Origin of the sequence: Sphingobacterium sp. 2149 (assembly GCF_031455655.1) — a bacterium.
Taxonomy (GTDB): domain Bacteria; phylum Bacteroidota; class Bacteroidia; order Sphingobacteriales; family Sphingobacteriaceae; genus Sphingobacterium.
The window spans coordinates 30637-52943 of the sequence record NZ_JAVDTD010000020.1 but is presented as its reverse complement, the minus strand read 5'-3'; the positions used below and the strand labels follow the sequence as shown (position 1 = coordinate 52943).

Genomic DNA, 22307 nt, shown 5'->3' with positions numbered 1-22307 from the left:
ATTGATTGTTATACACACTACGATTTAAGAAATTGAGCTATGATCAAGAACTATATAAAAATAGCCTGGCGCAATATCTCTAAAAATAAAGGATATTCAACCATCAACATAATTGGGTTAGCAATAGGATTGGCCTGTTGCCTATTAATAGCTCTTTATGTACAAAACGAATTGTCTTACGACAATTATCATGCGAATAAAGATCGAATTTACCGCATCGTCCATGACTATAAGGATGTAAGCAGTACAGAGCAGCATCAGATCTGGGGCAATGCACCCGTCGGTGATGCTATCAAGGCTGATTTCCCTGAAATAGAGAAGGTCGTTCAATTTTCAGGGCAAACGTCTATCCTACTCAAAAAAGGCGATAAAAGATTCCAAGAGGAAAATGTATTTTTCATGGATTCTACTGCCTTTGATGTCTTCAGTTGGAAGGTTTTGGCCGGCGACCCGCATACAGCCTTAAATAATGCCTATTCTGTCGTATTGACAGAAAGCACTGCTAAGAAATATTTCGGCGATCAAAATCCCATTGGCAAAACGCTTGAAGGGGGCTTAGCCGCGGGCCGTGCCGAAGCCGGTTTATATACGGTAAAAGCAGTAATAGCCGATGTACCTCCGAACTCGCACTTTACATTCGATGCACTGCTCTCGATGAGTACATTTCGAAAAGCAAGACCGGAAGTCTTTGACAAAGAAGGTTGGGATTATGTAGACTTCTACACCTACTTTCTGGCTTCAAAAGACTTTGACCCTGTTAAATTCAACCAAAAGACACCCGATTTTCTCAAGCGTCATATCCCAACAAACCAAAACGCCAACGCAAAATACAATTTCCATATTGAACCACTTCTACAGGCTTACATGCACTCGTCTGCGGATCGTCAGCCCGGCACCAATGGAAGCTATCAGAATTTATACATATTCAGCATTATTGGCGGATTCATATTACTGATCGCCTGTGTGAACTTTATGAATCTGGCTACATCAAGGTCAATGGAAAGAGCAAAAGAAGTCGGCGTCCGAAAAACGATAGGCGCGAGTAAAAGCAATCTGATCTTTCAGTTTATGTCTGAATCATTGGTTCTTGTATTCGTCAGTAGTATTTTGGCGATAATGCTTGTTATAGCCTTTCTCCCCTTTTTGGAAGCATTCTCGGGCAAACATCTCAATTATTCGTCCCTGCAAAATGGGACGACCTGGGCAATATTCCTATTCACTACCCTTCTTACAGGACTTCTTGCTGCCAGCTATCCCGCGTTGATTCTAGCAAATTTCAAACCGATTGCAGTACTTAAAGGAAGTTATAGCAACAGCAAAGGGGGTACATCGTTACGTCGGGTATTAGTGGTTTTTCAATTTTGCCTTTCTATTGCGCTCATTGCAGGTACAGTCGTCGTTTTTTCTCAACTAGATCAATTACAGCAACGAGATCTTGGATTTCAAAAAGATCAACGGCTTGTGATAGATTATAATTTCGATGATAAGGTAAACAATAATCTGGAAGCGATAAAATCTACACTAGCAAAAGATAAAGATGTTTTGTCTGTCACTGCATCACGTACGGTACCGGGAACATTTTTTCCAAATGCAGGAACAGAAATCATGTCAGCAAACGGAACAATGCGTCAATTTGCTCCTTTCTTATATGAAGTCGATGTTGACTTTATTCCTAATATTGGTCTGCAAATGGCCGCAGGGCGTGCCTATTCCAGAGATTTCCCAGCGGATACGGCCCATTCACTTGTTATCAATGAATCTGCTGCAAAACAATGGGGCTATTCAAATCCACAAGATATTATTGGCAAACAATTTCGTCAATGGGGAAGAGAAGGAACGGTTATCGGTGTAGTGAAAGATTTCAATTACCTTTCTTTACATCGTAAGATTGAGCCTTTAGCTTTGCGACTTGAGCCAAACAGCAGCCGGTATTTAACGGTGAATATCCAACATGTAAACCAGCCTGAGACCGTTGCCAGAATCGGCAAGCTGTGGAATGAACTTGTACCAAACCGTCCATTTTTATATAGCTTTCTTGACGACAATTTCAATCGACAATATGAAGCGGATTTTAATTTTAGAAGACTTTTTACAGCCTTCTCCGGACTGGCACTTTTTATTGCCTGTTTAGGTTTATTGGGACTTGTTACGTATACAGCCCAACAGCGTACCAAAGAAATTGGCGTACGGAAAGTCCTTGGTGCTTCCATCTATCATTTAATCCTTCTACTCTCTTCGGACTTTATCAAGTTGTTGGCTGTGGCCCTGCTCATCGCAACTCCCCTATCTTGGATGGCAATGAAAAAGTGGCTGGACAATTTTGCTTATCATATTGACCCACAGTGGTGGATGTTTGTCTTTGCTGGTTTTGCTACAATCATTATCGCATTAGTAACGGTGAGCTATCAAACGTTGAAGGCCGCAAGAGCCAACCCTGTAGATAGTTTACGGGATGAATAAATAGTATAAATAAAGCATATTTGGTAGAACAACACTATATACATCAGCAACAGAAAAACCCATACGATCATGTTAAAGAACTATATGAAGACAGCTTGGCGAACGATCATAGCAAACCGATTTTTCAGTATCCTCAATATTAGTGGACTGGCTATAGGTATTTGTGTATCGCTATTTTTATTTGCCTTTATCCGGCAGGAATTAAGTTTTGACACCATGTATTCTAAAGCAGATAATATCTATAGGGTGTACATGAAATTATCCGCAGCATATAATGAGGAAAAAATGCTCACGCTACCGAATGCGGTAGGCCCAGCTTTAAAGGCAGACATTGCACAGGTAGATAATATGGTACGTGTTGTAAAAGATGGCTATGGTGCAACCGCTTCTCTCCGCACCGAAAATGAGAATTTCTCCGAAAAGCAACTATATCTCGCAGATTCCTCTTTGTTTTCCCTATTCGATTTTCAATTTATTGAAGGAAATGCGCATACCGCTTTTTCAAACAAGAAGAGCATTGTTCTTTCTCAATCATCGAAAGAGAAGCTATTTGGTAAACAGGAAGCTGTAGGAAAAATAATCACTATCAATCAACGAGATACCGTTCAGGTAACTGGGGTATTTAAAGATTTCCCTGCCAATAGCACATTAGACTGTAACATGGTCATGAATATAATGGATTCATGGATGGGGCAAGATGTGTATTGGACCAATGCGAGTTACGAAACCTATATTCTGTTGAAAAAAGGCGCAGATCCAGGCTCCATTGCGCAAGAAGCTACTAAATTGATTGATAAGTATGTCGAAAAAGACAATCAATATTATACGCAATTTTTCCTCCAACCTTTATCAAAAGTACACCTCTACTCTTCCGATTTGACGCGTGGAGTGACAACACGTACTGGAAATATAAACAATATCAAGACACTATCGGCTCTTGCTTTTTTAGTCATTATGATTGCTTGTATCAATTACATGAATCTAGCAACAGCAAAATCACAGAAGAATGCGAAACAAGTAGGTGTCAATAAAGTACTTGGTGCTACGCGTAGACAGCTTATTATCCGCTTTTTTGTGGAAACGGCAACGATAAGTTTCTTTGCAATGCTCATCGGGGTAATCCTCGCCATTATACTTATCCCTGTATTCAATTTTTTCGGTAAGACCGATATCACGCTTCAACATCTACTTCATTGGGATATGCTTGGGATATTGGCACTGGCATGGTTGATCATTACACTTGTTGCTGGTAGCTATCCTGCACTATTTCTTTCGAACATCAAATCGATATCTTTAATGAACAAAGGATACAATAAACAGGGAAAAACAATATTCATTAGGCAAGTATTGGTTGTATGCCAGTTTTCTATTTCGATCGTACTCATTATCGGTATTATCATTATGCTCACACAAATGAACTTTATCCGCAACAAAGATTTGGGTTATGAGCCCGAAAATGTTGTATCCATTTCAATTCGATCTATAAAAAATAAAGAAAAGCTACATGCAATGGGTCAGCGAGTTCGCAGCCTGAACAATACCGTTTCCACTACTTTCGCACAATCTATACCCGGATTCAATGAAAGCGGAAAAACAACTTACAGATTAACAACCGACAAACAGGGACTACCAACTTCAACTTGTGTTACTTTCGGTAATACAATCCATACTTTAGGGCTAAAGTTACTTGCTGGAGCGGATTTACCAAATGTTATCGGCGGTACTGATTCAACATGTTATGTATTGATCAACGAAAAAGTAATGAAATTTTTAGGTTACAAGACACCCGAAGAGGCGATAGGAAAGCATATCATCACAGAGATGAGTGCGACTAACTCCATTATATCCGGTGTTGTCCGAGATTTTAATTATGCTAACCTAAAATCTGAGATCGGCGGATATACCTATTATACCATGAATGATCCTTCTGAATCACCCCGTAATTTATTAATACGGTATAAAACCACAGATTTGCAAACTTATATCGAGGAGTTAAAAAAAATCTATACAGCTATTGTCCCTGACGCCGCTTTTGACTTCTCTTTTTTAGATCAACATGTACAGGATCAATATGAAAATGAAATTCGCTCGTCCAATATCATGACGCTATTTTCTTTTCTGACGCTATTTATTGCCTGTTTAGGTTTACTAGGACTAGCGGCATATACAGCTGAATCAAAAAGTAAAGAGATCGGTATCCGTAAAGTTTTAGGTGCAAGTATCAGCAGTATTATTCATTTACTGTCTGCCAGCTACATCAAATTGATCTGTATAGCATTTCTTATTGCAGGACCAATTGCATATTACCTATTTAATAGTTGGCTAGATAATTTTGTATACCATATCGAGATGCCGTGGTGGGCCTACGGGGTCGCGATAATGACAGTTACCCTTGTGGCATTTATTACCATTGGGTTTCAAACGTTCAAAGCTGCATTACTAAATCCTGTAAATAGTTTGCGGGACGAATAACAACACTAGATTATAAAATTGGGGTTTAAAAAAAGAAATAACAATGATTGTAAATTCACTTAAAACGGCGTATCGTTTCTTAAAAAAACATAAGTTGATCACGTTCATCAATATTACTAGTCTCGCTATTGGAATTACGGCTACGTTGGTTATTTTCCTCATGATTCAATACGACTATAGTTTTGATAAACATGTACCAGGTAAAGAACGAGTATATCGTGTGGTTAACAATGGCGAATTTAAAAATGCTGGTGTCTACGTCCCATTGGTTCGTACGATGGAAGCAGAACTCCCAAACGTAGAAACGGTAGCCCCGATCTACCGCAGCCATATCCAAAAACTTAAAGTTTCTTTGGCAACCGATCAATTCCCGATTTTCCCTAAAGAACAGAAGATGGTATTTACCAACAGTCAATATTTCGATATTTTCCCTTCGAAATGGTTAGCTGGCAGCGCACAAGCTTTAAATTCCTCGGGCAATATTATTCTTACACAAACAACATTAGAAAAGTTTTATGGCAAAGAACTTCCATCCAATGTAATGGGTAGAACGATTATTTATGCGGATAGTATCCCGCTTCAAGTCGCTGGAGTGATTGAAAATCCGCAACATAATTCGGATTTCAATTTTGAAAGTTTCATTGCTGATGCGACGATCCCTATTGACAATAACTTAAAGAACATGTATAACTGGGAAGCCTGGAATAGCATATCCGACTCCCATCAAGTACTTATCAAAACAAAAGCCCACAGCAATCCGCATCTACTGGAGCACAATATTGCAAATCTCCTTAAAAAATATAAATACAAAGAAGGAGAAAAGATCAGCGATAAGATGGAATTGCAAGCCTTGGCAGATGTACATTTTGATACGCGATTTAATTATGATGCAACCCACCCCGAAGCACTACGCAACCTCATTCTACTGGCCTTGTTCCTCTTGGCACTCGGTGCGGTAAATTTCATCAATCTATCCACTGCGCAATCCATCGAAAGAGCGAAAGAAGTGGGTATTCGCAAAACCCTGGGCAGTTCTAAAACGACATTGATTAAACAGTTTTTGATCGAAACTTTTCTCATAAGTTTGACGGCAACATTATTTGCTATTTTATTGCTTCCTTTGTTTTTACATGTCTTCGAAGGATTTATTCCAAAAAACCTGAGCATAGAACGCTTGGACAAGACCGTTATTGTTTTGTTCCTATTGGGGCAATTGATCTTAGTCACTTTACTTGCAGGATTCTACCCTGCCTGGGTACTGACAGGATATGCGCCGGTGCTGGCGCTCAAAAATCAACTTGGGAAAAACACCAACCTTTCCCGAAGTGCATGGATACGTAAAGCGCTGACCATCTTTCAATTTGTCATGGCCCAAGCGTTCCTTATATGTGTACTTATCGTTGTTCGCCAAATCAACTACGCCACTCATAGAGATATGGGCTTTCAGAAAGATGCCATTGTTAATATCTATATTCCGGGAGCTTTTCAAAATTCCGCTAAAGGCGTCATTCTCAAAAACGAGCTTAAGAAGTTAAAAGATGTCAAAGCAATCAGTTTTGGGAACATCGCTCCAGCGATGAACGGCTGGATGACCACTGCAATCTCCTACGATCAATCGCCCGACAAGGAATCCTTGACTTTTGATAGTCGATCGGGTGATGAAAACTATTTAGACGTTTATCAGATTCCGCTTTTAGCAGGAAGGAATATACGCCTATTGGATTCAACCAGTGAAATGTTGATCAATAGAAAAGGCCTTGAACTCCTACATATCAAAAAACCACACGATGCCATTGGTAAAACCTTCGAAAATGGACATAACATCATTGTTGGTGTGATGGAAGATTTTGATCTTGCTTCAGCGCGACAAGGAGTTAAACCGGTTGTTTATATGGGTAGTAAAGAAGGTTATGTACTCCATATCGCATTGGATCAATCGCATCCTGAAAACTGGAAAAATGCGATCGATAAAATAACGTCTAGTTATAAATCGGTTTTCCCCGATGATGAATTGGATCTACGATTTGTGGACGAGGTAATCCAAAACTTCTATTCACAAGAAAAGCAGCTTTCCAAGCTTTTATCCTGGGCAGTGGGACTTTCTGTAATCATCGCTGGACTGGGTTTATTCGGACTTGCCATCTTCACGGCAAATCAACGCACAAAGGAAATTGGAATCCGTAAAGTATTGGGGGCATCTGTTTCCCAGATCACATTCCTACTGCTTCGAAATTTGCTATCACTGGTTGCGATAGCATGTATAATAGCTTTTCCAATTGCCTATTATTTTATGCATAATTGGCTTAATGATTTTGTCTACCGAACGACAATCAGTCCCTGGATTTTTGGGCTGTCCGCCTTGGGATTGATTTCATTTGCGAGTATTGTACTTTCAACCAAAAGTATCTTTGCAGCAAAAGCAAATCCAATAAATAGTTTAAGGGACGAATAGAACAGTTGATAAATAATGAGTAGCTTATAATTAAATACCAAACAACAACAATAAAATGATTCAGTTATTTCTAAAAACAGCGCTTAGAAATTTAAAGCGCAGTCCCTTAAATACGACAATAAATATTTTGGGATTAGCACTGGGGTTTACTGTTGCTCTGATCAGTACGTTATGGGTGCTGAAACAATTTTCTTACGATAAGCATTACTCCAATTATCAACATATTTATCAGGTCATGATGACCGGAACTTTCAACGATGAAAAATCTACTGATCGCTCTACGCCTATTCCTTTGGTCAAAACAATTGCAACGGATTTCAAAAATGAAATGCCAGAAGCTGCGCTGATTACTACGACTGAAAGTAATACGATTAAAGTAGGTGATAAAAAGTTGAATGCAAACGGATTTTATGCCATGGGAAGATTCGCTGAATTATTTTCCTTTAAATCCTTACAGGGGGCCAGCAGTACGCCAACTGCCCCATATACCATCATTGTCTCCGAATCGTTGGCACAACGGCTTTTCGAAAACGCCGATGTTATCGGAAAAATTCTTCAGCTCAATGGGAAGGAACAATATACTATTCAAGGTGTTTATAAAGATATTCCTGAAAACAACACGTTTTATGGTTTGGACTATGTATTGCCATTTGTCGACTACCTCGCTAAAGATCAAGACATTGCAGATAGCTGGTCTAGCTGCTTCTTTAGCACGTTCGTTAAGGTTGATAATCCGGCATCGATTCCCGCGTTGGAAAACAAGCTGACAAATATTATCAACAAAAAACTAACGGATATAAAACCTGAGATCCTCTTACATCCCATGTCGAAATGGCATTTATACGATTCCTTTAAAAATGGGAAGAACGTAGGTGGACAAATTCAATATGTATGGATGTTTGGGTGGATCAGTATATTCATTATGTTGCTGGCCAGTATAAACTTTATCAATTTAAGTACTGCAAGAAGTCTAAAAAGAGGAAAAGAAATCGGGGTTTTAAAATCTGTTGGCGTCAACCGCCGACAGCTTATTGCGGGTTTTCTGGTTGAATCGACAATGGCGGTATGTTGTGCTTTTTTGATGGCTGTGTTAATGGCAACCTTGCTCCTTCCTTGGATCAATACAATCACGCATACGACGCTACACATACCTTTTGCCGATTTTCGTTTTTATGGTTTCTCGCTATTGGGAATAATCGTTATAGGCATCCTTTCGGGTATGTATCCAGCTTTATTTTTATCGGGTTTCAACCCTATTCTGGCCTTGAAAGGTAAGATCACTAGTAGAAAAGGCGGATCGCAAACGCGAAAAGCGATGGTGATTGTCCAATTTGCCATTTCCATTTTTCTGATGATATCCACCTATCTAGTGATCCAGCAATTACATTATGCAAAAAAACGTCCTATAGGCTATAAGAGTTCTAATTTGGTGAATATTACCTCCTCCAATCCCACGATCGTCAACAACTTCGCTATCCTCCGAAAAAAACTAATCGAACAGCGATTAATTCAGGACGCTGCCCTTTCGTCTAACTTTGTTAACCGACTTTCGTTAACAGGAGGTGGGTTTAATTGGCAGGGAAATGACAGCAAAGATGGTGCTATTATGGGGATCTTTACCGTTGATGACAATTTTGCAAAGACTGTACAATGGAATTTTATACAGGGCCGTAATTTTTCAAAAGATTTTAAAACAGATTCAACCGCTGTTATTTTGAATGAGGCCGCTGCTCAATTTATGGGAGTGACAGACCTCAACAGTAAACAATTGTCTAAAAGAGGTATCAATTATACAATTATTGGGATTATCAAGAATACACTTTCCGAATCCCCTTTTAAATCGATTACGCCGACAGCTTATTTCCTCAAATTTTTACCGAAAAACAAGATCACGCTGCAATTTAACGATGGTCAAGATCTTAAGCAGGACTTAAAAGCCATTGCTACAGCCTTCAATCGAATCGATCCGGATTTTACCTTCGATTATGCATTTACTGATCAGGAATATGCTAAAGAATTTCAGCAGATGGAGATGATCAAAAGTTTGACAAGTCTGTTTACAGGTCTCGCCATTCTCATTTCCTGTCTCGGTCTATACGCCTTAGTGTCCTTTCTTACGGAGCAACGTGAAAAGGAAATCGGTATTCGAAAAGTATTGGGTGCTTCAGAAGTCGGCTTATGGCGATTACTATCCACGGAATACGTTTGGCTCACGGGCATCAGCTTTATGCTTGCATCTCCCCTGGCTTATCTGTTGATGGAATCGTGGCTCGAAGACTATGTCTACCGCATATCAATTACATGGACGGTGTTTGCTATCACAGGCTTAACCGCATTACTCATTACCCTATTAACCGTTAGTTACCAAGCGATTAAAGCTACTTTAGCAAATCCCGTAAAAACCCTAAGAAGCGAATAATATTAATTTGTTCGGGGACGGACACTGTACTGTCCGTTTCCGAACATTTAAAACCACCACAAAAACACATCAAAAACCTAAAAATCAATACATTACATTTATGGCAAACCAATTGAACTGGTTGACTTTGCTATTTTTCGAATAACAATGCTTTCTACTAAAGCGTGTTTATTGACAACAATATAGCTTAATTAATTATGTAAATACGCAGTATCATGTTGAAAAACTATTTTAAAACCGCTTGGCGGAATATCATTAAAAACAAAGGATTTTCTCTTTTAAACATGTTTGGCCTAAGTATCGGAATAACATGTTTTCTATTGTTGGCAGCGTATATATATCATGAATCCAGCTATGAACGTTTCCTTCCCCACGCAGACCGCCTAGCTTATATTAGCCTCACCTATAAATCACCTAATAGCACTGAAGAAGTTAATTCTTCGGCTACGCCAACAGGGCTAGCACCTACTTTGCAGGCTGAATTTCCAGATGTAGAACAGGCAACCAGATTCTACAGTTATTCCAAAGGCGGTAAAATAGAATCTAAAGAGGCAGTAATAACTGAAAAAGGCCTACTGTATGCTGATCAGAATGTTTTTAAAACTTTAGGTTATACCTTTCTCGAAGGTGATTCACAATCAGCCCTGGCGGAACCAAATCAGATTGTCTTGACGAAAAAACTCGCAGAGAAATATTTTCCCAATCAGTCGGCGATTGGTCAAACACTATCCATTGACAAAGTCAACTGGAAAATCACAGGCATTATCGCAGACTTGCCCACGAATACACAGCTGAACTTCTCCGCACTCCTTTCCAATAAGGGATTAGAACGCTACAAAGAAATGGCTTGGTCATCCGCAAATGATGTAACCATAGCGCTCTTAAAAAACAAACATCAGTTCGGTTTGATCCAACAGAAATTGGATCAAATGACTAATTCAAAATTCGCCGAAGCAACAAAACAAGGCTATCAATTTCGATTCGTCCTGGAAAAGCTGACCGATATCCATCTTCACTCCAAAGCAGCAGGGACCGGGAACATCACTTATATCTATATCTTAATGGCATTAAGTGCTGCGCTTATTATTTTGACCTGTATCAATTTTACAAATTTGGTATTAGCACATGCGCTTGAACGTAAAAAGGAAATCGGTGTCAAGAAAGTGCTGGGCGCTGCAAAGAAAACAATATTCTTTCAATTCTTCTTTGAATGTAGTATGATGGTCTTTCTAGCTGTTGGCTTTAGTCTTCTGACAACGGTACTCTTATTACCGGTATTTAGTTCGTTTATGGGCGCCGAGATAAAATTGACCATATGGACCGACCCCCGTTTTTATGCAGTTTTGGCTGTATTTGTAGTATTAATAACATTGCTTTCTGGCGGTTGGCCAGCCTATTCCATAGCTAGCTCAAAACCTATTTCAATTTTTAAACGAAAATTGACTGAAAAACAAAGTGGCATATCCCTGAGCAGAGTGCTCGTAACTTTTCAATTCAGTATCTCTATATTTTTTATTATCTGCACCTTATTCGCAGGTAGGCAGATGGATTTCATCCAGTCTAAAAACACTGGCCTTGATCGTGCAGGGATGTTGGTCATGGACGGCCGAGGATGGCAGGATAAAGAAAGGCAACTACTAAAAGAAAAGTTGATGCAGCTTAGCAGTGTCGAGGGTGTCACCGCTTCCTACGATAATCCAGTCAATATACAAGGAGGATATAGCATTAGGGAGGTAGAAGGTCAACCCAATGACTTTGATATGGATGTTACTGCGATCCCGATTGAAAAGGATTTTGTTTCTGTTTTTCACATTCAGTCTGTTGCCGGCGAACCGCTATCAGACACGGATATCTTACGTGCACAGGATACAGTCTCACCTGAATATGGTTTTGTTGTCAATACGCTAGCGGCATCCGCTATGGGGTTTACACCTCAACAAGCGATTGGAAAGAAAATCAACCTAAACGGGCGTAAAGGAAGTATTAAGCAGGTCGTAGCGAGTTTTAACTTTGCTTCGCTACATAGTGAGGTTAAGCCGATCGTACTCTTTCCAGAATATGATTATTTCGGCAATATTTTTATTCGACTCAACCCAAGTACACCTGTTCAAGATGCGCTAGCTCAGGTTAAGTCTGTCGTACAAAACATTGACGTAAAAAATAGCTTTGAGTATCACTTTCTCAACGACGATTATGACAAGCTTTATCTCAAGGATCAACAAACCACGCGCGTCATGCAGTTATTTTCTATCATTACCATTGCTATTGCCTGCATGGGACTATTTGCATTATCGGCCTACGCCGTCCAACAACGTTTTAAGGAAATAGGAATACGTAAAGTATTAGGTGCTTCAACAATCAAAATTGTCAAGATATTAAGCTTTGACTTTATGATCTTAGTCTGCTCTGCCCTGCTAGTTAGTGTACCATTGGGATGGTATGCTATGCATCGCTGGATAGAAAATTTTGCCTATCACATTACGTTGGATTGGTGGATATTTATGTTGGCTGGAATCAGCGCATTGCTGGTATCATTTATAACCATCAGTTTTCAAACTGTAAAAGCAGCAATCGTAAACCCTATTGAGAGTTTACGAAACGAATAATTATTAAAGTGACTAATTAACTAATGCATCCGATAGATAACACGCGGGAGACTTTGTAAATTCTTGTTTTGCTATTTATCGATAACCTAAACAAAAAATGCTTAAGAATTATATCAAAATAGCCTGGCGTAACCTTTGGAAAAATAAAGGTTATTCCGCCATCAATATCATTGGGTTGTCCATTGGCATGACTGCGGTGTTGATTATCGGAATATGGATACAAAATCAATTTCAATTTGACAATTTTTATAGCAATAATACCAGTCTTTACAAACTTTGGAACAAATATGAAGACGAGGGAAAAATTAATCTTCAACAAGTTACTTCGGGCCTCGCCTCACCAGCACTGGAAGCTGAATATCCAGAGGTAGAACACGCTGCACGAATCTATTGGAGCTCCAATAGATTATTGTCTTTCGATGAGAAAAAAATCAAATCTAAAGGAAACGAAGTTGACCCCGCTTTTATGCAAATTTTTGAATTCAAAATCCTTAGGGGAAATAACAACAATGCGCTAGGAGACAAGAAAAGTATTGTTCTCACAGAGAGCCTTGCAAGAAATATCTTTGGCGACGTCGACCCTTTGGATAAGACAGTTATGCTCGACGATAAAGAGCCTTATAAAGTGACTGCCGTAATCGCGGATTTGCCGAGTAATACAAATTTTGATTTTACCTATTTAATCCCCTTGGTTCAACCGGAGAATTACTCGCCGGATTGGAATTCCAATTCATTTTACACCTATGTGCAGCTGAAAAAAGGTGTTGATATAGAAGCTTTCAATAAAAAACTGGTCGGTTTCATCACAAAAAAAACGAACAATGTCTCGAAGGGATCACTTTTCCTATATCCCTTGTCAAAAATGCATCTTTACTCCAAATTCGAACAGGGAATACCTGTGGGGGGAAAGATAGACCAGGTCAAACTGGTTGGCGGTATCGGCCTATTAATTCTGCTGATCGCCTGCATCAATTTTGTCAATCTCAGTACGGCAAGAAGTCAGAAAAGAGCAAAAGAGGTTGCGGTTCGCAAAGTGGTGGGCGCCCAACGCTTCAACCTGATTGCCCAATTCCTTACTGAATCTGTCTTATTAGCACTTATTTCTGGACTAATCGCTATTGGTCTGGCTATCGGTATATTGCCCTTATTTAATAAAATAGTAGACAGGCCTTTATCATTTTCCTTAACAGATCCAATCATATGGATATCGTTAGCTGGATTCACATTTTTTACAGGCACATTGGCCGGATTATACCCTGCCTTTGTCCTATCGGCATTTAAACCAGTTAAAACACTGAAACCGCTAAGCCGCTCCAACAAGTTTGTATTGAATTTCAGAGAGCTACTGGTCATTTTCCAATTTGGTATCGCGATCATACTGATTATAGCAACGATGATTGTACGACAGCAAATCAATTATGCGGCGCAACGTGATATCGGTTACAACAGTTCACAGCTCATCGAAATACCAATGGAAGGTAACATGGAAAGAAATTACGAAGCAATTAAATCGGAGCTGATTAGCGCCAACATAGCGCAATCGGTGACACGCACCGGTTGGTCTATTACACAAAATGCATCGAATACGAGCGGAGGTTTTTTATGGGAGGGTGCTACTCCTGAACAAGGCAATAAAATTGTCTTCAATCTTGGAAAAACAGAAAGTGATTTTGTAAAGACTGTAGGATTAAAACTCATAGCAGGCCGCGATATCGATTATAGTAGGATGCTAGCAGATAGTTCGTCAATATTGCTCAATGAAGCTGCCATTAGAGAAATGAAACTCAAAAATCCGGTTGGCAATTACTTAAAATGGGGCGATAAGACATATACGATTGTTGGTGTTATCAATGATCACATTAGCGGATCTCCCTATAATCCCGTCTCCCCATTGCTGATATATGCGAACAAAAATTGGCTATTAAACATGGTTATTCGGGTCAATGTTACATCATCGTTTAGCGATCAGTTGAATCAAATTGAAAAGACGCTTAAGAAATTTAATCCAGCTTATCCTTTTGAATACAAATTTGTTGATCAACAGTTCGCTTCAAAATTCGGCGATCAACAACAGACGGCAAAGTTAGCATTTATCTTCTCGCTATTAGCCATATCCATTTCCTGTTTAGGCCTATTTGGACTTGCATCATATATGGCCGAATTGAAAACAAAAGAAATTGGTATACGTAAAGTACTTGGCGCATCCGTCTCGGGAATCACAGCAATGTTATCTAGAGATTTTGTCAAACTTGTCGTCATTGCCATTTTAATTGCATCTCCGCTTGCGTGGTGGACTATGAATAAATGGCTTCAGGATTTCTCCTATCGCATTGAAATACAGTGGTGGACATTTGGTTTCGCTGGAGCTTCCGCCATACTGATCGCTCTCATTACTGTTAGTAGCCAAGCCATTAGAGCCGCAAGCAGTAATCCAGTGAAGACATTAAGAGATGAATAGCGGAGAATTACGGGTTAATAAATAAAATTAGGCCTTAAAACCAACTTTAAAAACAAATAGAGAAAAAAGATAATTATGATAAGCAACTACATCAAAATAGCATGGCGCAACCTAATGAAGAATAAGTCATTTTCCCTGACTAACATCATTGGGTTGGCAATAGGCATGGCCGGAGCATTGCTTATAGTGCTTTGGTTACAGAACATGATGACAATGGACCGCTTTCATGAAAAGGGGAATCGCCTGCATGTATTGAGTAATCGTGATGAATTTCAGGGTGATAAATCGGCCTGGGCGTATACACCTAAAATATTAGGCCCCTCATTGGCCGCTGATTTCCCAGATATCGAAGCGTTTACACGATACAACGAGGGACATGAATTTTTAACGACATTTAAAGAAAAGAAGCTTATTGCAAACACAGTTTTTGTCGATCCCGGCTTTTTCAAGATGTTCTCTTTTCCTTTTATCAAAGGCGAACAGAATGTTAAATTTGATCACCCAAAAGGTGTTGTTCTTACCGAAAGATATGCTAAGTCGCTATTCGGCGATGAGGATCCAATAGGCAAATCGGTTAGAATAGATTCGGTCAATCAAGTTGATGTACAGGCTGTTCTCAAAGATATCCCGAGTAATTCAAGTTTCAGATTTGACATGCTCCTTCCTTTTGAATATGCAAAAATAATTGGCTATGTGGATGACAACTGGAGCAATAATTCAATAAGTACTTATGTCTTATTAAAAGATGGTGCTTCTTTAACAGCATTTAATAGTAAGATCAAGACCTATTTAAGGGATCATATCAATGCCAGCAATAAGGCAGAGGGTCGCTTATCAGCGAAAAATACAGGGGAGATTTTTGCCTTTCCTTATCCCGATTCTTTTCTGTATAACAATGGTAAAGGTGGAAATTATACATCGGGACGGATTGATATTGTCAAGCTTTTTGCGTGGATCGGTGTTTTTATTTTATTAGTAGCCAGCATCAATTTTATGAACTTAAGCACAGCACGTTCTGAGCGTCGCGCAAAAGAGGTTGGTGTCCGTAAGGTAATTGGTGCCAGTAAGACAAGCTTAATGGCTCAGTTTCTCGTTGAGAGCATACTAATTAGCTTAATTGCGATGGTTCTCGCAACTCTACTTGTCTTTATAGTGCTGCCTTTTTTTAATGACCTTGTTGGAAAAAATCTCAGTCTTTCCTTATTAAGTCTACAAACCTGGCTTTTTCTACTTGCGTTCGCACTATTTACAGGGATATTAGCGGGTACTTATCCGGCCTTTTTCCTTTCCTCTTTTCAACCGATCAAAACTTTGAAAGGAAAATTTGTATCGAAGACTAAAGGGTTGAACATCCGTTCGATACTCGTGGTTATACAGTTTAGCCTCGCTATTATATTGATTATCGCTACAGTCATTGTGGCAAAACAGATCCAGTACACTAAACAGCGCGACCGCGGCTATAATGAAAATGGTTTGCTCTACAGCAGTATTAAAGGTGACCTGGAGAAGAATTATAAAATCCTCCGGGACGAGCTTTTGGCCAGCAATGCTGTAGTGTCTGTATCGAAGAACATGTCGCCAGTAACAGACTTTTATAGCAATGGTTGGGGATTTACCTCCGGTACACCGACCGAAGAGGACAAAAGAATTTCTTACAACCGCTTTAGTACGGACGCTGATGCGGTAAAGAATCTTGGTCTCACTTTGATTCAAGGACGTGACATCGACATATATAAATTTGCAACAGACAGTACTGCATTAATTTTAAATGAATCTGCCGTTAAAAGTCTTCATCTTACAAATCCTGTAAATAGCATTGTGGATGGCGATGGCACCAAATGGACAGTCGTTGGCGTTGTCAAAGATTTTATTATAGGATCGCCTTTTGGGGACAAAAAACCTATGGTGATATTGGGTCCAAAGGCTTGGTTTACAACGATTCATTATCGTTTAAATACAAACCATAACATCGCAGACAACTTAAAGACAATTGAAACTATCTTTAAAAAATTCAACCCAGATTACCCATTTGAATATCAGTTCATTGACAAAACCTATGAACAAAAATTTAAGGAAACAAAGGCTATAGGTACATTAGCGATGGTTTTTGCAGGATTGACGATCTTTATTTCCTGTTTAGGCTTACTGGCACTGATCGCGTACATGGCGGAAACCCGCATGAAAGAAATTGCTGTTCGCAAAGTTCTTGGCGCAAGTGTAGTCCAAGTAACGTCTTTACTTTCTATCGATTTCATCAAACTTGTCGTTATCGCTATTTTTATAGCAACGCCTATCGCTTGGTGGGCAATGGACCAGTGGTTGCAAGATTATAGCTATCGAATAGCGATCCATTGGTATTACTTTGCCGTTGCTGGATTGATGGCAATTTTAATCAGTATGGCTACTATAAGTTATCAAACGATTAAGGCAGCTTTAGTGAATCCCGTTGATAGTTTGCGTGATGAGTAGCCTAACGTTTACCATTATTTTTTTCGATAGCTTTATACCGGATAGATGACTATGAATTCGTTCAAACTTGCCCTCCGCAGCCTTATTAAAAACTGGCAATACACTTGGATCAATATCTTAGGTTTAAGCATGGGTTTCTCCTTGTGTCTTCTGGTGTTTGCCCTGGTTATTGAAGAAAATTCGTATGACAGAACCTGGAAAAATGCCGATCATCTTTTCCGTATTGTTACTATAGATTCTACTGCTGGTCTTGAACGACAAATGTCGAGAACGTTGGTTAATTTAAGTACAGAATTGAAACAAGTATTTCCAGAAATTCGAAATGAAGCTCGTATAGAATCTAGAAAATATTATCTAAAACCGGATTCCAACACCACGCAGCCCATAGCAGTACAGGCTTTGGAATCGGAAACATGTATTTTGGACATGCTGAGCATCCAGATTCTTGAAGGCAATCCGAAGCAACTCGTTCAAGGAAAAACAAACTTACTCATTGACAAAGAATTTAAAGAAAAGTACTTTAAGAACGAAAATGTCATTGGAAAGATTATCCAAAGTGCCGACCCCTATGCTGATCAGCCTTCCGAATATATCATTACGGGTGTCATGGATAATCTTCCCTATAATTCAACGCTCAGAGCTTCCATCATTGCTTTAGTTCCAAAAATATCGATGGAATTAAGTAAAGATGGCTCAGGCTACTACACAGAACAATTTGTACAGCTAAAAGCCGGGACATCAAGGATAACGCTTGAACAGAAACTCAATCATTGGTATAGAGAATACCTGATTCCAAACACACAACATGTGGCTTCCTTTCGCCTGCAGCCTATTCAGGATATCTATATGGAGCCATTAGGAAGTGTAGAAATCAGTGGCGACCAAAAAATAACAAACATATTTGTAGGCGTTGCCATTTTGGTCCTTATTGTTTCCTTCATCAATTTTATTAATATCTACGCTGTAAGAACCGTTAAAAAATTAAGAACGCTGCATATCCATAAGATCATGGGAGCCAGCCGCCCCCAGATGGTTCGAGGAATGCTATTTGAAACAACCCTGCTGTTTTTTATTTCCGCATTATGTAGCTTACTTCTTTTTAAACTTGGATTGTCCCAACTGGAAAACTTTATAGGCTATAATCTCGCTTATATAAGGTCCATACAGCTTCCATTGGTACTGTCCTTTTTGACGATATCGCTCGCTCTTGGTCTATTGATTGGCTTTTATCCCGCATGGATGGTTTCTGGACTTAAGAGTTCGGATGCCTTGAAAAATAAGCTATCCAAAATTCCGAATGTTGAAATGTTTATTAAAAAAACACTTATCACAATACAGTTTAGCATCACTATTATCGTCATTATTGGACTTATAACAATCAAATCACAACTTGTCTATATGCAATCAGCACCCTTGGGGATCGAGGTCAGTAATGTGCTCAACATCGATTATTTCAACACGGGAACACAAAATACAGATATAAAAGACCGAATAAGCCAACTCACTGGTGTTGAATCGGTCAGCATAGCTAACTGGACACCGACAATTGGTTCAGGCTATCTTGTCAAGACAATCGCAGACAAGTATAGTCCTGAAAAAAAAATCCAAGTCAGTTTCATCGGCGGTGATATCAATCTCTCCAAGACATTGGGAATCCAATTGGTTAAGGGACGACTATTAACTCCCGAAGATTACACACATGTTGAAATGGGGTTGGTAGAGGACGGAGTCAACAATGCTCTTGTAACCGAAAGTACAGCAAGAATGCTTGGCATAGACAGACTCGGTGTCCTGTATAAAGACCTTCAGATTATCCCCGTCGGCATCATTAAAGATTTTCATAGTGAGTCTTTTCGTTTCAAGATCGTACCGACGGTGATTTTGGCTAAAGATTTTAATGGAAGCGGCAATATACTGATAAAAGTGGGGGAAGGACAAGAACAACATATCCTTCAATCGGTATCTAAAATTATTCAGCATACCTATCCTCACAAATACCTGTCTTATCAATGGATCGATGAGCTAATTGCACAGCAATATGAAAAAGAGGGCAAGCAAGTGCAATTATTTATTTTATTCAGTACATTGGCGTTATTGATCTCTGCATTGGGTATTACGGGTTTAATTATGCAAAATCTTGAACAGCGAACGAAAGAAATTGGCATTCGCAAAGTCCTAGGCGCAACAGTGCTGGACCTATCGCATCTCTTTTCAAAAGATTATCTCATTTTAACCTCCCTCGCTATTGTTATTGCCAGTCCTATAGGGTGGTATCTTTCAAAAAAATGGCTCGAAGATTATGCCTACAATGTGGGGGTACAATGGTGGTACTTTACCCTTGCTGCTCTTGTCGTGTTTTTGATCTGTATCATTACCGTCAATATCCAAACAATACGAGCAGCTTTAGTGAATCCCGTTGATAGTTTGCGTGATGAGTAAGTTATATTATAAAAGCATTAAGCGTCATCCATATGATCAAGAACAATTTAAAAATAGCATGGCGGAATTTAACCCGAAATTTATCCACTTCACTGATCAACATAACGGGGTTAGCGATGGGGATTGCAACCTGTTTGCTAATCAGTTTATACGTAAGCGATGAATTTAGCTTTGATCGTTTTAATGTGCATGCAGATCGCATTGTCCGTGTCGTTTTCAGAGGAACTGTTAAGGGCGGAACAATCAATGAGGCACATGTGATGCCACCTGTTGCTTCGACCATGAAGGCGGAGCTGCCCGAAGTTGAAGAAACCACGCGCTTAAGAATCGGTGGCTCTCCCCTATTTGTCGTCAATAATAAAGTGTTTCACGAAGAAAAAATGGCTTTTGTGGATGCTTCTTTCTTCAGAATTTTCACGCTCCCTTTTATCAAAGGGAATTTGTCTACAGCTATTTCTTCCCCTAATTCTGCAGTGATATCCGAATCCACCGCCTTAAAATACTTCGGCACAAACGATGTTGTCGGTCGAGACCTCATCATAAAAGACAATACAAATATTCTCAAAATTACTGGAGTAATCAAAGATGTTCCTCAAAACTCCCATTTTCATTTTGATGTATTTACCTCTTTGGATGCACTGGAAGATTCACGTTCAGATTCATGGATGACCTCCGAATGCTATACGTATGCGCTTCTTTCGAAAAATGCACCAGGTGAAAAGCTCGAAAAAAACTTAGCCACCCTATTCGACAAACATGTTGCCACACAATTTATGGCAGGTTTTGGCATGAGTTACCAAGAATTCAAAAAAACGGGAAATAAGATCGGTCTTTACCTACAACCGCTCACAGATATCCATCTACATTCGAATTTCAACTATGACCTCAGCGCCCTGGGGATATACGGTACGTTTACATCTTCAGCGCTATTGCGCTCTTTATGCTATTGATTGCAACGATTAATTTCATTAATCTATCTACAGCAAGTGGTTTTAAACGATGTAAAGAAGTTGGCGTACGAAAAGTATTGGGTGCCGACAAGCAAAACCTGATGCGACAGTTTATGTTGGAGGGTGTCCTCCTGACCTATATTGCCTTAGGAATAGCTTTGGGAATTGTTTTACTTGCCCTTCCTCTATTTAATCAAATTTCAGGAAAAGAGATTGAAATTCAAAAACTTGACGCTTTTAAAATTATTCCCTTCCTGCTAACTTTTGGTTTAGTCGTCGGTCTATTTTCCAGCAGCTATCCCGCGTTATATCTGTCCTCATTTAATCCACTTCGTGTATTAAAAGGGAAAATAAGTCGTTCGACTAAAGGCCTTAATTTACGCAGTGGACTTGTTGTATTTCAATTCATCATTTCCGTTGGACTTATCTTTGAAACCGTGGTCGTTGTTCAGCAGCTGGATTATATGCGTCATATTAAACTTGGATATAACAAGGATAATGTCCTTATTATACCGAGCTGGCCTTTAGGGAAAAACGAAAAGACATATTATAATTTATTGATGCAAGATAGCAGAATCAAGCATGTCTCTCATTCGTCCTATCTCCCTGCCGGAGAAAGTAACAACAACAATTTTTTCATCTATCCAGATGACAATACTGATCAATGGGTCAAAACGATTCGTTACGATATAGATGAAGAATATATTCCGGTTATGGGTATGCAGCTTAAAGAAGGACGAAATTTCGCAAAAACATTTGGTAATGACAGCCTTTCTGTCATCATCAATGAAACCGCAGCAAAAGATCTAGGTTGGAACGATCATAGCCTTGGTAAAATATTGACCAATAAAGACAACAAAAGCTATCGTGTTATTGGTGTCGTTAAGGATTTCCATTTTCGCTCTTTACATGAGCAGATCTCACCGCTTGTCATGGTTCTTAGCGATCAAGCCGGGAGTTTGATTCTCAAAATACAAACAGCCGATATGGATAAGCTCATTCAAAAATTAGCGTCTCTCTATCGCTCCTTTCCAACAGACATTCCATTCAGCTATTCCTTTCTGGATGACCGATACGCACAAACCTACCAAGCAGAAGTGAAAACGGGTAAGTTACTGAGCATCTTTGCAGGACTGACTATTTTTGTGGCCTGCCTTGGTTTATTCGGCTTGGCTATTTTCACCGCCAATCAACGCAGAAAAGAAATAGGTCCGAAAAGTTATTGGGGCTACAGTTTCAGATATCACACGCATGCTTTCCATTGAGTTCGTCAAACTCGTTCTCAGTGCCATTATCATTGCTTCTCCCCTAGCTTGGTGGATAATGCACAAATGGTTAGAGAATTTCGCGTACCGTATTGAGATGCAATGGTGGATGTTTGTGCTAGCTGGAGCTCTAGCCGTCTTTATTGCTTTAATTACTGTAAGTTCACAAGCGATACGCGCGGCCATAACAAAGCCTGTTGACAGTCTACGTGATGAATAAAATAGACTTGTCTGTTCAGCGGTGGACAAAGCACTGTCCGATATCGAACAGCAAGTAAAAGAATGAGGAAGGCAACCCGTTAATGATCAACAGGATA

The 22307-nt window shown here is 39.5% G+C and carries 11 protein-coding genes; all 11 read left to right on the top strand.

Annotated elements, in window-relative coordinates; all coding sequences use genetic code 11:
• The first annotated feature begins 39 nt into the window (after positions 1-39).
• The 11 genes from J2X77_RS22885 (at position 40) to J2X77_RS22835 (ending at position 22210) form a co-directional block, all read left to right on the top strand.
• Positions 40-2460 (top strand): ABC transporter permease, encoded by a 2421-nt coding sequence (locus J2X77_RS22885; protein ID WP_209581647.1) that lies wholly within the window; start codon positions 40-42, stop codon positions 2458-2460.
• Positions 2461-2529: 69 nt separating this feature from the next.
• Positions 2530-4932, top strand: a complete 2403-nt coding sequence (locus J2X77_RS22880; RefSeq protein WP_209581650.1) for an ABC transporter permease — start codon at positions 2530-2532, stop codon at positions 4930-4932.
• A gap of 43 nt (positions 4933-4975) precedes the next feature.
• Positions 4976-7384 (top strand): ABC transporter permease, encoded by a 2409-nt coding sequence (locus J2X77_RS22875; protein WP_209581653.1) that lies wholly within the window; start codon positions 4976-4978, stop codon positions 7382-7384.
• A gap of 55 nt (positions 7385-7439) precedes the next feature.
• Positions 7440-9803: an ABC transporter permease gene (locus J2X77_RS22870; RefSeq protein ID WP_209581656.1), complete on the top strand. Its 2364-nt coding sequence runs from the start codon at positions 7440-7442 to the stop codon at positions 9801-9803.
• A gap of 215 nt (positions 9804-10018) precedes the next feature.
• Positions 10019-12409 carry an ABC transporter permease gene (locus J2X77_RS22865; protein ID WP_209581659.1) on the top strand — a complete coding sequence of 797 codons (2391 nt, stop codon included), beginning with the start codon at positions 10019-10021 and terminating at the stop codon, positions 12407-12409.
• Between the two features lie 97 nt (positions 12410-12506).
• Entirely contained in the window at positions 12507-14867 is a 2361-nt protein-coding gene (locus J2X77_RS22860) for an ABC transporter permease (protein ID WP_209581661.1), read from the top strand.
• A gap of 75 nt (positions 14868-14942) precedes the next feature.
• Positions 14943-17336: an ABC transporter permease gene (locus tag J2X77_RS22855; protein WP_209581663.1), complete on the top strand. Its 2394-nt coding sequence runs from the start codon at positions 14943-14945 to the stop codon at positions 17334-17336.
• Positions 17337-17387: 51 nt separating this feature from the next.
• Positions 17388-19775 (top strand): ABC transporter permease, encoded by a 2388-nt coding sequence (locus J2X77_RS22850; protein WP_209581665.1) that lies wholly within the window; start codon positions 17388-17390, stop codon positions 19773-19775.
• 32 nt (positions 19776-19807) lie between these two features.
• A complete protein-coding gene (locus J2X77_RS22845; protein ID WP_209581667.1) occupies positions 19808-20725 on the top strand; it encodes an ABC transporter permease in 918 nt (305 codons plus the stop codon).
• Positions 20716-21990 (top strand): FtsX-like permease family protein, encoded by a 1275-nt coding sequence (locus J2X77_RS22840; protein ID WP_209581670.1) that lies wholly within the window; start codon positions 20716-20718, stop codon positions 21988-21990. Before J2X77_RS22845 ends, J2X77_RS22840 begins: the two co-directional genes overlap by 10 nt.
• Positions 21977-22210 carry a hypothetical protein gene (locus J2X77_RS22835; protein ID WP_310082659.1) on the top strand — a complete coding sequence of 78 codons (234 nt, stop codon included), beginning with the start codon at positions 21977-21979 and terminating at the stop codon, positions 22208-22210. Before J2X77_RS22840 ends, J2X77_RS22835 begins: the two co-directional genes overlap by 14 nt.
• The last annotated feature ends 97 nt before the right edge of the window (positions 22211-22307 follow it).

Excerpts from the sequence above, each read along its gene's own strand:
- J2X77_RS22885 (WP_209581647.1), top strand. The coding sequence starts at position 40 with ATGATCAAGAACTATATAAAAATAGCCTGGCGCAATATCTCTAAAAAT.
- J2X77_RS22880 (WP_209581650.1), top strand. The coding sequence starts at position 2,530 with ATGTTAAAGAACTATATGAAGACAGCTTGGCGAACGATCATAGCAAAC.
- J2X77_RS22875 (WP_209581653.1), top strand. The coding sequence starts at position 4,976 with ATGATTGTAAATTCACTTAAAACGGCGTATCGTTTCTTAAAAAAACAT.
- J2X77_RS22870 (WP_209581656.1), top strand. The coding sequence starts at position 7,440 with ATGATTCAGTTATTTCTAAAAACAGCGCTTAGAAATTTAAAGCGCAGT.
- J2X77_RS22865 (WP_209581659.1), top strand. The coding sequence starts at position 10,019 with ATGTTGAAAAACTATTTTAAAACCGCTTGGCGGAATATCATTAAAAAC.
- J2X77_RS22860 (WP_209581661.1), top strand. The coding sequence starts at position 12,507 with ATGCTTAAGAATTATATCAAAATAGCCTGGCGTAACCTTTGGAAAAAT.
- J2X77_RS22855 (WP_209581663.1), top strand. The coding sequence starts at position 14,943 with ATGATAAGCAACTACATCAAAATAGCATGGCGCAACCTAATGAAGAAT.
- J2X77_RS22850 (WP_209581665.1), top strand. The coding sequence starts at position 17,388 with ATGAATTCGTTCAAACTTGCCCTCCGCAGCCTTATTAAAAACTGGCAA.
- J2X77_RS22845 (WP_209581667.1), top strand. The coding sequence starts at position 19,808 with ATGATCAAGAACAATTTAAAAATAGCATGGCGGAATTTAACCCGAAAT.
- J2X77_RS22840 (WP_209581670.1), top strand. The coding sequence starts at position 20,716 with ATGCTATTGATTGCAACGATTAATTTCATTAATCTATCTACAGCAAGT.
- J2X77_RS22835 (WP_310082659.1), top strand. The coding sequence starts at position 21,977 with ATGCTTTCCATTGAGTTCGTCAAACTCGTTCTCAGTGCCATTATCATT.